Here is a 12,683-nt window from a genome sequence, read left to right on the forward strand (position 1 = left end):
CATCCCTTAAATATTATTGGCTTGCTGCAATTCCGATTTTTTTAACATTTAATCGTTGTGCGGCTGCCATCACCATTGCTACATCCTTATATTCAGTGAGTTTATCTGGCTGGACTTTAATCGGATCTTGATCTGATTTCTGTGCAACACCAGCAAATAAAACGTCTAGCGCTTGTTTATTTTCAACAGCTTGATCATTCCAAAAGATTTTACCTTGAGGGTCAATACGTAAGGTGACTGGCTCAGGTGGCTTCTCATTGGTAGGTGGTGGTGCACCATTGGGCAAGTCAATATTGATCGCATTATTTGGAATTGGGATGGTGATAATAAACATAATCAACAACACCAGCATCACATCAATAAGTGGTGTCATATTGACATCTAACATCACATCATCATCGTCTTTATTGGCACCGACATTCATAGCCATAAGCTGTTCCTTTTCTCGATTATGGTGCGGCAACTGGTGTCGTGACAAAAGCGATTTTGCCGATACCTGCTTGCTTGGTAGCACTGATTACTTCATCAATCGCTTCAAATTTTGTTACTTGATCACCACGAATATGTACTTCTGGTTGTGGGCGTTTTGCTGCTTCAGCCTGTAAACGATTGATCAATGTATTTTTATCTGCGATATACTTTTCGTTCCAAAAAATATCTCCCGCTTTATTGACAGCGATTTGCACATTAATTGGTTTAGTGACATAAGGTGTATTTTTTTCCTCAGGCAATTTGACTGGAACCGTGTGAATTGCAACAGGGACAGTGATTAAAAATATAATCAGTAAAACCAGCATAATATCCACCAAAGGTGTGGTATTAATCGCAGAAATCACATCATCTTCGTCACTGTCTGAATTGACTGTCATGCTCATAACTGATCCCTCATTTATTTAGCATCACTACTGTTTTTGATCTCACCACTGAGTAAAACAGTATGTAAGTCAGAACCAAAAGTACGTACATTATCCAATACTGCTTTATTGCGGCGGGTGAGCCAGTTATAACCAAGTACCGCAGGCACTGCTACAGCGAGACCGATTGCTGTCATGATCAGTGCTTCGCCTACAGGTCCAGCAACTTTATCAATAGAAGCCTGACCCGAAATCCCAATTGCAGTAAGTGCATGATAGATTCCCCAAACTGTACCGAATAAACCTACGAATGGTGCGGTAGAACCAACCGTTGCAAGAAATGCTAAACCACCACTTAAGTGGCTTTGAATTTTATCAATTGCCCGTTGAATCGACATTGTGACCCAAGTGTTAAAGTCGATACGCTCAAGTAGGTTTCCACCATGTTTTTTGGTTGAGTTAATGCCTTTTTCAGCAATAAAACGGTAGGCACTTGCTTCGCCTAGTGTTCCCGCAGCGCCGTCAATTGATGCAGCATCCCAAAATTTGGCTTCAACCTCTTTACCCTGACGTTTAATTTTTGCCTGCTGAATAAACTTGGTTACCATGATGTACCATGTTCCAATCGACATCAGGACCAAGATAAATAGGGTTGATTTAGCAACAATATCACCTTCGCGCCATAGTGCTTCTAAACCGTAAGGGTTGTGTACAGCTTGTGTTGTTGCTGGTTTAGGTGGTGGTGTATGGGCTTCACTTGTTGTTGTATTTGTTGCCGTTACAGTCGCAGGTGTTGCAGTGGTTTCTTCTGCAAATACACCAGATACAGGCAGTAGGGTGCTTACAGTTAAAATGCCAACTGAAGCAAATAGTCGTACAGATTTGAGCGCTTTATTCATCATTTATCTCCAAATTTTTATTTAATTGATTAATTCAGTACAAATTCATAAGGTATGTCATACCAAGAATCTTGAGGTTCACCATTCTTTAATGCAGGTTTAAACTTACATAAACTAAAAGCTTTCGAGGCAGCTTTATCTAAGCTTTTACTCCCACTCGATTTTTTTACTTTAGCCTCTTTAACCTTTCCATCACTACCCACAAATACCGAAATAAGGACCTCACCTTGTTCTTCGTTTTGTAAAGATTCACGTGGGTAATCAGGGGTTTTACAACCCGCTTCTCCACTCGACACACCGCGTGTTTCACCTGTTGGTTTTGCTTTTGCAGGCTCAGGTTTTGGTGTTGTTTCTGGCTTTGGCGTCGGGGTTGGTGTCGGCTCAGGACTTTCTGAGGTCTTAGGCGTTGCTGTGGGTGTAGCCGGCTGCTTTGGTGTTGCTGTCGGTTTTTCCATTGGTTTTTCAGTCGGCTTTGGATCTGGCGTTTTCAAAACTTTCTGCACCAACTTTGGTAGTTCTGGTGGTTTTTCAATGGGTTTAGGTTTTTCTGGTTCAGGTTTTTTGTCCTGAATAATCAGTAATTCAACAGGTTCATCCGCTGGTTTTTCAACTGTTTTAGATAAACCCGTAATCAAGCCATAGAGAATGATTAGATGCAGTAAGATGACTGCTCCAATCCCGATCAGGCGTTTGGAAGAATTATTTTCTAATTCTGAAAAATTCTTGCCCATTGCTACTCCTGAAATGAGAGACAAACAATAAATAGTAAAAGAGAGACGATAAAAAATTCTGTTCAATTCTTTTGTTTGGCTAAGTGAATGAATCAATTACGCAAACACCATGACAAGGCTTAGATAATGTTTGCGAAATGCCCAATTAGAATTTGTAAGTTGCTCTGACGTAATATGCGCGACCTGTTGGGTCTGCATAGCTAGAGTCATAACCGTATTGGAAGTTATCAGTCACGTTGGATGCAGGTGGATCTTGGTCAAAAATATTTTTGATCCCGCCAGTGAGTTCTAAGTTCTTAAATCCGCTATAAGTGCCCGCAATGTTATAAAGGATGTAATCACTGACTCGATGGTTATCATATTTGGCTTCACCAATAGAATTTGAGTCTTTATAACCACGGCTAAATTGTTGCTCAAAGATCATTTTCCAGTTGTCATAACTCCAATTGACATTGGCAACATGTTTCCAGCGAGAATAGACTTGCTGGTTATAATAGCTACCTGTACGGCTGACCCATTCCCCGCCTTTTTCTTCTTGTTTGTCATATTTAATGACATAGGTTCCATCAATACCAAAACCAAAACGCCCTGTTTTAGTTACAGGCGTGAGATAGTTCAAACTTAAATCAACTCCTTGGGTTTTAATTCCACCCATATTGATCAAAGTGGTACTCACATATTTGATCCGCCCATCTGCATCACGGACAAATAAACTTGAATATTTGCTTGGGTCAGCAAAAATAATTGAATCGGTAATTGCATCAATCAGGTTGTCTACTTTGATGTTGTAGTAATCTGCTGTAAATACTAGATTTTTGATTGGCTCAAACACCAGTCCAGCAGTATAAGATGTTGACTCTTCAGCTTTTAAGTCGGGATTCCCACCTTGCATACGCTTAAATTGGACATTACATTCAGTTTGGTATTGTGGTGAAGTTGCAGTACCACCGGGGCAGAGCACAGGGTCATTGTATTTCGAACCTGTAAAGGTTTGGCTTTGCGGTGAGTTGATGTCATATAAGCTGGGTGCACGAAAACCTGTGCTGTATGAGGTACGGAACATCAATTGCTTTAACGGTTCCCAACGTAAAGCAACTTTTGGATTGAAGGTATCGCCAAAATCACTATAGTCATCATAACGTGCTGCGAGCTGCGCTTCTAAATTGGCTAAAATCGGGATATGTAATTCTGTGAATACTGCAGATATATCTCGATCACCCTTACTCACAGGTTTATCTGGATCTATACCGCTACCAGGCACTTGTCTGACGATCTCAGCATTAATTTTTTGATCCCAATTTTGTTTGGTAAAACTACCACCTAAGGCAAATCCAACGTCACCCGCAGGCAGTGTATAGATTGGACGAGATACAGTGACATCAAAAGAGGTTGAGTCTAAGCTGGCTTTATTGGTATCCCCATTGACTTCAAAAGATTTCCAAATATTAGCATCGGCTGAAGGGCCAAATGGATTGAGTGAACCGTCGTTTAAAGCAGCTTGAACTTTACTTTGATTGAGGTAACCCGCATTAAAGCTATCGGTTGCTTCACTTTTTGCATAGGTTAAGCCTGCATTGATATCCCAACCATAGGCTTCACCCTCAATTCCTGCAAATGCACGATGTGAGTCATTGGTTGTTTTGCCTGAACGGTTTCCCCCTTGTGAACGCAGATAGAGTTGTAAATCTCCATTGCTGAGTCCATTCACTGCGGGGACAATACCTTTGCCTGGATAATATTGACTTGTCGAAGGAAGCGTGACTGAACGGCTATATACATCAGGCGCAATCGAAGTAGTAACTTCGTTACGTGAGAAGATATATTCTCCAATCAGATTAAATTTATCTGAAAGTTTAAAGGTTCCGCGGCCAAGTGCTGAAATTGTTTCAACTTCTGGAGTAATTCCAATCAGTGCTTGGGTATTGAGATAACATAAGCCGCCATCTGCAGCGACATTTGGTGTGTTATTACAATTTGTATTGCCGTATGGATTTGCCAAAATATTGTTTTTGGGATCAAAAATATTTGCTGGGAAAGCATTTGCTGAGCTGGCATCTAAACCGAGCTCAGGAATTACACCACCACGGCGACTGATCTTGCGGTCTTTTGCCATGATATTGTTGCTTCTACGATAATCGACCACACCGTAAACATTAAAGCCTTGTTCATCTAGATTGCCATAGCCCCCAAAGATGGAAATATCTTGTTTATCACCACCACTGGCTTCGGGCTGAGTCGCTCCCACACTGATGTTGAGACCTTCAAAGGATTTTTTGGTAATAAAATTGATGACACCACCAATTGCATCGGCACCATAAACCGCTGATGCGCCATCACGGAGGACTTCGATACGTTCAACCATTGCCATTGGAATAATATTAAGGTTGGTGGTTGATGTACTAAATGGGCTATAAGCCAGACGACGACCATTCAATAAGACCAGAGTTTTATCTGTGCCTAATCCACGTAAATTGGCTGATGAACCCTCGGTATTACTTGCACCCACATTTTGAGATGTAGAAAAACCAGCTTGGTTAGAACTGACTTTGGTCAGTGCTTCTTCGACAGTGGTTACCCCTTGTTTGGCTAGATCTTCACCTTTAATAATCGTAATGGGTGAAGCACTTTGAGCTGCAACACCTTTAATTGAAGACCCTGTAACTGTGACTTTGGCTACTTTTGTTGGCTGTGTTTTTTCTTCAGTTTCTGCTGCATGCGCTAGCGATAGCCACATCATACTTAGACTAAGCGTACTCAACTTTAGTAAGGTTTTCCCCATCGTTGGCGATCCCAAAGTGCAAACATTTTTGTTTACTTTCATATTTTCAGACATCCGTTTTTTTTTGTACTTAGCGATATTGCTGCATTGCTTTCTAGCAATTCAAGTGCCAACTATCTAATTATATGTTTTAAAAATATACAAAAAAATGATAAGAATTTACGTGACTAGTGTTTAATCTTCTTATTCATCCGTGACTTGATGGTAGAAAAATAAGTTTGGAAGTCGTCTTAATTAATGTTAATACAATATGAAGTTGTGATTAAAAAACACGCTGATGGCTTTAATTATTCTTTATATTTATTTGTTATTTAAAGACTTTAACTAGATCTAATGAATCGTATAACTATTAATTATGACTTTGTTTTTGATATTAATTATTTTAAATCAAAAGATTAAGTGAGTATTTAAAGTGTTTGATAAAATAAGTGATCAATTTTGGAACGTGTGTGTACTTAAATTGTGCATTATGAGTAGTTCTGATAAATGATATCTGAATTTAATATTTAGGCTGGGGTGGAAGATGACGATAGGATGTCAATCATAGATATTCATAGAATTAATGTGATTTTATTACGGTAAAAATAAATAAAATTTAGAAGGGGTAATCGTAGTGGCATGATATTCGCTTTGCATTTAATACTGTTATATCGTTCAATTTTTCACTATTGTTAATTTAACGTTCTGGTTCGGCACCAAAGCAGCAATCTACAGGATGATGGTGTTGCCAGTATTCTGTTTAAATAATTTGATGAATAAAAATACATAGGTGTGAATTTGGAATTCAAGCTTTTACAATTTGCGTTGTTGGTCGGTGCAATGAGTTACGGGGAAATGGCGATCGCGAAAACGCCTGCGCAACCGAATAAAATCCTGAATTTGGCTTTTGAAGCACCAGATGATGGTTTCGATATGGTGAAAACCTATAATTTTTATAGTGGGAATATCGCAGAGGCGATATTTGAACCTTTATTAAAATATGATTATCTGGCTCGTCCTGTGGTATTGGTGCCCAATACGGCACAAGCATTGCCAAAAATAGAACAAGAGGGCAAGGTCTATACTTTTAAAATTAAGCCAGGCATTTATTTTACCGATGATGCTGCGTTCAAAGGCAAACGACGTGAGCTGACTGCTCAGGATTATATTTACTCTATTCAACGTGTGAGTGATCCGAAAAACCATTCGCCTACCTATTCTTTTATTGATGGCAAAATTCAAGGTTTAGAGCAAGTAGTTGCCAATGCGAAAAAGACAGGCAAGTTTAATTATGATGCGCCCATTTCAGGGCTTAAAGCTTTAGACAAATACACTCTACAATTCACCTTAACCCGTGCAGATTATAATTTCCCTTATATTTTGGCCTATGTCACTTTTAGCGGAACAGCGCGTGAAGTTGTTGAGTTTTATGGTGATCGTATCGGGCAGCATCCTGTAGGTACAGGTGCTTACCAACTGAGTAAATACGTGCCACGTAGTAAAATTGAGCTGGTGGCAAACCCTGACTATCGTGGCTTTATTTGGAATTATAAATCGACAGGTACGGCATGGGATAACCAACTTGTCAAAGAGATGTCGGGTAAAAAAATGCCTCAAGTCGGTAAGGTTGTCGTGAGTATTATTGAGGAAGAACAGTCAAGGTGGTTGGCGTTTAAGTCAGGCCAATTGGATTTTGACAAATTAACCTCAAATGCGGTTCCTCAGGCTTTAAACGGCACACAATTAAAACCAGAACTTAAACAACAGGGCATTCAACATTTTCCCAATAAAGACCCTGAAATCACCTATACCATGTTCAATATGAAAGATCCGATTGTGGGAGGTTATAGTCTAGACAAAATAGCGCTACGTCGAGCCATTACGCTGGCATACAACCAACAAGAAGCGATTAAGCAACTTTATAAAGGTCAAGCGGTTAGGGCTGAAATGTTGGTGCCAGATGGGGTGCAAGGGCACAATGCTCAATATAGAAGTAGTATTGCCTATAACCCGTTATTGGCCAATAAATTACTGGATCGATTTGGTTATAAGAAAGGCAAAGATGGTTATCGAACTTTACCCAACGGGCAGCCGTTTACCCTGAAATATAATACGGAAAATAGCTCAAGCTCAGTCATTCATTCTGAGTTATGGAAGAAAAACTTAGATGCTATTGGAGTGCGTGTAGAATTTAAGGTCAGTAATTTTGCCGATAACTTAAAAGAAGCCATGCAGTGTAAACATATGATTTGGGGTGGGGCATGGATTGCTGATTTTCCTGAAGGAGAAAATTTTGCCCAATTGCTTTATGGTCCGAACTCAGGCAAAGGAAATTTAAGTTGCTATCAATCTAAAGCTTATGATGCACTGTATCAGCAAGCTTTAACTTTACCGCCACAACAACGAACGCCATTTTATGAAAAAATCAGTCGGCAGATAGAGGCAGATAACCCTTGGATTATTCATAGTACCCGTATTCGTAATTGGCTGTTGCAACCACAAGTTCAAGGCTATAAAGCACATCCAATGATCAATACCGTTTGGCAATACCTTGATGTTCAGCCAGCTAAAAAATAACCTGATGAAGTTGAATAAAATGATGAAGGATGATTTAAATCAAAAGTTAAAGCAGATTGGGGTTAGTGCATTATTGGGGGGCATGCTCCTGACAGTCACAATGAATGTATTTGCCAAAAGTCCAGCGGATCCAAATAAAGTTTTACGTTATGTTTTCCCAGTTGCAGAAACGGGTTTTGACCCAGCAGGTACCCAAGATCTTTATTCTGCACATGTACATAATTCAATATTTGAAGGCTTATATACCTATGATTATTTGGCATCACCCGCCAAATTAGTACCACGTACCGCGGTGGGCCTGCCTGAAGTCAGTGCTGATGGTTTAACCTATACTTTTAAAATTCAAAAAGGTATTTATTTTGCCAAAGATCCTGTATTTAAAGGCAAAGCCCGTGAATTAACCGCGCAAGACTATGTTTATTCTTATAAGCGTTTGTTAGACCCAAGTTTGCACTCGCCCAATAGTTGGTTGTTTGATGACAAAATTCTAGGCATGGACAAAGTGCTTGAGCAAGCTAAAAAAACAGGGAAGTTTAATTATGATCTATCAGTTGCAGGGCTTCAGGCGACAGATCGTTATACCTTGGTGATTAAACTGAAACAAGTTGATCAAAACTTCCCAATGCTGTTGGCACATCAACCAGCTGGCGCAGTTGCACGAGAAGTGATTGAACATTATCGTGATCGGTCTGGTTTTGCCATGGCACATCCTGTGGGAACAGGTCCCTATGCCTTGACAAAATGGACACCCGGCTCACGGATTATCCTGAAAGCCAATCCAGATTATCGTGGTTATATTTGGGATTTCAAAGCATCCACACCAGAAGATCAAAAAATTGTAGATGCCATGAAAGGCAAAAAAATGCCGCAAATCGGTGTGGTCGATATTCAAGTGATGGAAGAATCACAATCACGCTGGTTATCATTTAGTAAAGATGAAACTGATTTATTTGTGTTGGATGGTGATCTCAGTGTTCAAGCCATCCAAGACGGTCAGCTTAAACCCGAACTTGCCAAAAAAGGGATTCAACTTTCCCGTATTGCCGATCCTTCAATTGATTATTATTACTGGAATATGCAAAACCCTGTTGTTGGTGGTTTGAGTAAAGAAAAAATTGCTTTACGTCGTGCCATGGCAATGGCCTTTTCACCTGATAATCAAATTAAGATTTTGATGAAAGGTGATGCACAACGATTACAATTCCCCATTCCTTATGGAGTGATTGGGCATGATCCAAACTATAAAACCAGTATTCCTTATTCTGTCAAAGCCGCCAATTTACTGTTAGATCGTTATCATTATAAGGTTGCTGCCGATGGTTGGCGTACCTTGCCGAATGGTAAACCTTTGCTAATTGAATTAACTGTTTATGGAAATAGTACACGTAGTCAGCAAAGTGCTGAATTTTGGAAAAAGACTTTAGACAATATCAAGGTCAAAATGACCACCAAATCCTTGCCTTTTGCGGAAGGTTTAAAAGCAGAAAAACAATGTAAAACCATGTTTAAGGGATCAGCTTGGATTGCAGATTATCCCGATGCAGATAACTTTATGCAGCTATTTTATGGAAAGAATATCCATTCAACCAATAGTGCCTGCATGAAAATTCCTGAATATGATCGCTTATATGAACAAACGCAAAAATTGAAACCGGGTCCTGAGCGTGATGCTTTATACCATAAGATGGCGCGAATATTAGAAGTGTATATGCCGGTACAAATGGCATCGACCCGTTATCGCAATGCTTTGGCGCAACCGCGTGTCATTGGCTTTAAAAAGCATCCGATTATTCCATCGGAATGGATGTATTTTGATATGAAAAAATAAACTCTATCAAAAGCTTAAAAATAAACAGATTGAAATTTGAAAATGAATAAATGAAAGATTGGAGAAAATGAAAATGAAGCGATTTAAATTAACTACACTCTGTATGTTGTCAATGGGTATGGGGCAATGGGCCTTTGCAGAAACTGAGCGCAGTACTTTACCCAAGTTTCAGGCCAAAGATATCCCTGCCCAATGTGATGCAAAAATTACAGACGTTAAAACCAAGTTGGCTGAATTTGCCAAAGTTAAACTCAAAAATAATGCACCTGCTGGAGCAGTATTGGCAAAGTGGGATGAAATTTTTGCAGAGTTTGAAGATTTTTATGGACCAATTAATTTAGCCAGTAATGTTGACCCAAGCGCGGATTTACGTAAAGCCGCAGAAGACTGTGAAGTTAAAATCAGTCAGTTTCAAACTGAAGTATATCAAGATGGAAAGCTTTATCAGCAAATTAAAAAAATCAAAGCCAGTGATGAGATTGACCGTAAATATCGCCAAGATATTTTAGATGGTTTTGAAGATACAGGGGTACAACTTCCCGCAGAAAAACAAGCACGTTTAAAAGTGATTTTAGATGAATTGACCAAGATTCAACAAGAATATGCCCGTAACATTCGAGACAATCCTGAAAAATTAGAATTTACTCCAGCCGAATTAAAAGGCTTACCAGAAAGCTATATTGCCAATCTAAAGAAAAATGAAAAAGGCAATTACCTGTTGGGTTTTGACTACCCAGAATACCGTCCTTTTATGGAATTGGCAGACAGTGATGATGCGCGTAAACGTTATCAAATTGCTTATACCCGCCGTGGTACTGAAAAGAATTTAGTGTTGCTTAAACAAGCGATTGATTTACGGCATGAACTTGCACAATTATTCGGTAAAGCCAGTTATGCCGATTGGGCATTGAAAAATCGTATGGCCAAAAATCCTGAAACGGTCAATAAATTCCTCAATGAGGTACATAGTACGGTTGCGCCATTAGAGAAAAAAGAAGTGCAAACACTGCGTGAATTTAAGGCTAAAACCTTAAATATTCCTGTGGAAAAAGCGGAAATTAACCGTTGGAGTGAGGGCTATTGGAGCGAAAAATTACGCCAAGAAAAGTACAAAATTGACCAAGAAAAAATGCGGGAATATTTCCCGACCCAAGCATCACAAGATTGGTTATTTGCAATTTCTTCAAATCTATATGGGATTGAATTTAAGCCTGCCAAGGTTGATGTCTGGCAAGATGAAGTTGAATATTACGATGTAACAGATCAGAAAACAGGTCAGCTTTTAGGTGGTTTATATATCGATAAATTTCCACGCGAAGGAAAGTATGGTCATGCAGCGGTGTGGGGCGTTAAGGGGGGCAGTACCCTAACCCAGCGTAAACCGATTTCAGCCTTAGTCACCAACTTTAACCGTAAAGGTTTAAACAGTGATGAACTGGAAACCTTTGTACATGAGTTTGGGCATGCTTTACACGGAATTTTATCAAACACCCGTTATGCCTCACAATCTGGCACCTCAGTCGAGCGAGATTTTGTTGAAGCACCGTCACAGATGTATGAAGAATGGGCACGCCGTAAAGAAACGCTGTCGACCTTAGCCAATTATTGCAAACCCGCCTGTCCGCGTGTCGACGATGAATTGATTGGCAAATTAAAAGCCGTTAAAAACTACGGTCGTGGCTTATTTTATTCTCGTCAAACTTTATATGCGCAATACGATATGGCACTGCATACCGCAGATGCTTTAAAAACCCAGCCTTTAGAGGTATGGAAAAAACTCGAAAATCAAACCGCCTTAGGGTATGTGCCAACTACAGAATTCCCAGGGCAATTTGGTCATATTATGGGCGGATACCAAGTCGGCTATTATGGCTATATGTGGTCTGAAGTGATGGCCTTAGACATGCTTTCTGCTTTTGGCGATAACTTAAATAATCCAGAGGTTGGAGCACGTTATCGTAAAGCAATTTTGTCACAAGGTGGACAAAAGAAAGCAGAGCAGTTGGTGGTTGATTTCTTGGGCAGAGAACCGGATAACAAGGCATTCTTTCAAGAAATTACCGGTCAACGTGATTAAAAGGAATTAGAACTATGCTGGCATATATCACGCGCCGTATATGGCAAATGATTCCCACCATGTTGGGAGTCGTGTTGCTGATTTTCTTTCTATTTAACTGGGTAGGCGGAGATCCTGCTTATATCCTTGCTGGAAAAATGGCAAATCCTGAACAGATTGAAAATATTCGTCAGCAACTTGGGGTAGACCAACCATATTACGTTCAATTGTGGATTTTTATTAAGCAAATCCTGACTTTTGATTATGGCAATAGTTGGAGTACTGGGGAATCAGTTTCAAACATTATTCTGACCCGTTTGGGTCCATCACTGACCATCATCATTCCACTGACAATTTTACAAACTGTAATTTCAATCATTCTGGCTTTGGCTGTTGCTTCGGTACGTGGTTCGCTGACGGATCGTATGGTGATGTTGTTATGTACCATTGGGATGTCGATCAGTATTTTGGTCTATATCATCGTATTTCAATACGGTCTTGCCTATAAGCTGGGATGGTTCCCTGTACAAGGTTGGAGCGATAGTCTCAGTGAAAATCTATTGCAATACGCACTATTGCCAATCTTAATCATGTTGGTGGTGAGTATTGCACCGACTTTACGTCTATACCGTAGCTTTGTCTTAGATGAAGTCAATCAGGACTATGTGCGTACTGCACGGGCAAAAGGGGTCGGTGAGGGACGTATTTTGGGCGTGCATGTGCTGCGTAATGCATCTATTCCGATTATTACCGATGTGATGTCGAGCCTGCCAGCGTTATTGATTGGAGCATTTTTAATTGAGCGATTTTTTGGTATTCCGGGGATTGGACGAGAAGTCATTATTGCAGTAGAACGAAGCGACTTTCCAGTGATTAAAGCAATCACCGTATATGTTGCTGCTGCGACCATGATTTTTAACCTCATTGCCGATTTGATTTATAAAGTGGTTGATCCACGCGTACAGTTGAAGTAGGTGGGA

9 protein-coding genes are annotated in these 12,683 nt (G+C 39.9%); 4 read left to right on the forward strand and 5 right to left on the reverse strand.

All coding sequences use genetic code 11. The features are described from left to right. Positions 1 to 13 precede the first annotated feature (13 nt). The 5 genes from AC4CUY_RS03035 to AC4CUY_RS03055 all read right to left on the reverse strand — a co-directional run bounded on the left by AC4CUY_RS03035 (position 14) and on the right by AC4CUY_RS03055 (position 5,305). Positions 14 to 430, reverse strand: coding sequence for an ExbD/TolR family protein (locus tag AC4CUY_RS03035; protein ID WP_419359160.1), 417 nt, complete (start codon positions 428 to 430; stop codon positions 14 to 16). Between the two features lie 19 nt (positions 431 to 449). Beyond that, on the reverse strand, positions 450 to 875 hold the full coding sequence (locus AC4CUY_RS03040; RefSeq protein WP_336953294.1) for an ExbD/TolR family protein: 426 nt from the start codon (positions 873 to 875) through the stop codon (positions 450 to 452). Between the two features lie 14 nt (positions 876 to 889). Further along, complete coding sequence (locus tag AC4CUY_RS03045; protein WP_419328033.1) at positions 890 to 1,756, reverse strand: MotA/TolQ/ExbB proton channel family protein; 867 nt, start codon at positions 1,754 to 1,756, stop codon at positions 890 to 892. Positions 1,757 to 1,782: 26 nt separating this feature from the next. Continuing rightward, complete coding sequence (locus tag AC4CUY_RS03050; protein ID WP_419359162.1) at positions 1,783 to 2,484, reverse strand: energy transducer TonB; 702 nt, start codon at positions 2,482 to 2,484, stop codon at positions 1,783 to 1,785. Positions 2,485 to 2,629: 145 nt separating this feature from the next. Then, positions 2,630 to 5,305 (reverse strand): TonB-dependent receptor, encoded by a 2,676-nt coding sequence (locus AC4CUY_RS03055; protein ID WP_419359164.1) that lies wholly within the window; start codon positions 5,303 to 5,305, stop codon positions 2,630 to 2,632. A gap of 723 nt (positions 5,306 to 6,028) precedes the next feature. On the opposite strand from AC4CUY_RS03055, the gene AC4CUY_RS03060 reads away from it, so the two are divergent. The 4 genes from AC4CUY_RS03060 to AC4CUY_RS03075 all read left to right on the forward strand — a co-directional run bounded on the left by AC4CUY_RS03060 (position 6,029) and on the right by AC4CUY_RS03075 (position 12,677). Continuing rightward, positions 6,029 to 7,819, forward strand: a complete 1,791-nt coding sequence (locus AC4CUY_RS03060; RefSeq protein ID WP_419820733.1) for an ABC transporter substrate-binding protein — start codon at positions 6,029 to 6,031, stop codon at positions 7,817 to 7,819. An 82-nt stretch (positions 7,820 to 7,901) separates the two neighbouring features. After that, a complete protein-coding gene (locus AC4CUY_RS03065; protein WP_490774653.1) occupies positions 7,902 to 9,647 on the forward strand; it encodes an ABC transporter substrate-binding protein in 1,746 nt (581 codons plus the stop codon). A 67-nt stretch (positions 9,648 to 9,714) separates the two neighbouring features. Beyond that, positions 9,715 to 11,724: a M3 family metallopeptidase gene (locus AC4CUY_RS03070; RefSeq protein WP_336953287.1), complete on the forward strand. Its 2,010-nt coding sequence runs from the start codon at positions 9,715 to 9,717 to the stop codon at positions 11,722 to 11,724. 14 nt (positions 11,725 to 11,738) lie between these two features. Further along, positions 11,739 to 12,677 (forward strand): ABC transporter permease, encoded by a 939-nt coding sequence (locus AC4CUY_RS03075; protein WP_004722891.1) that lies wholly within the window; start codon positions 11,739 to 11,741, stop codon positions 12,675 to 12,677. Positions 12,678 to 12,683: the final 6 nt, after the last annotated feature.

The organism is Acinetobacter sp. 778_lipA, from assembly GCF_058242985.1.

What these genes read in the sequence shown, in the direction of transcription:
- AC4CUY_RS03035 (WP_419359160.1), bottom strand. Translation starts at nt 430, where the DNA reads ATGGCTATGAATGTCGGTGCCAATAAAGACGATGATGATGTGATGTTA.
- AC4CUY_RS03040 (WP_336953294.1), bottom strand. Translation starts at nt 875, where the DNA reads ATGAGCATGACAGTCAATTCAGACAGTGACGAAGATGATGTGATTTCT.
- AC4CUY_RS03045 (WP_419328033.1), bottom strand. Translation starts at nt 1,756, where the DNA reads ATGATGAATAAAGCGCTCAAATCTGTACGACTATTTGCTTCAGTTGGC.
- AC4CUY_RS03050 (WP_419359162.1), bottom strand. Translation starts at nt 2,484, where the DNA reads ATGGGCAAGAATTTTTCAGAATTAGAAAATAATTCTTCCAAACGCCTG.
- AC4CUY_RS03055 (WP_419359164.1), bottom strand. Translation starts at nt 5,305, where the DNA reads ATGAAAGTAAACAAAAATGTTTGCACTTTGGGATCGCCAACGATGGGG.
- AC4CUY_RS03065 (WP_490774653.1), top strand. Translation starts at nt 7,902, where the DNA reads ATGCTCCTGACAGTCACAATGAATGTATTTGCCAAAAGTCCAGCGGAT.
- AC4CUY_RS03070 (WP_336953287.1), top strand. Translation starts at nt 9,715, where the DNA reads ATGAAAATGAAGCGATTTAAATTAACTACACTCTGTATGTTGTCAATG.
- AC4CUY_RS03075 (WP_004722891.1), top strand. Translation starts at nt 11,739, where the DNA reads ATGCTGGCATATATCACGCGCCGTATATGGCAAATGATTCCCACCATG.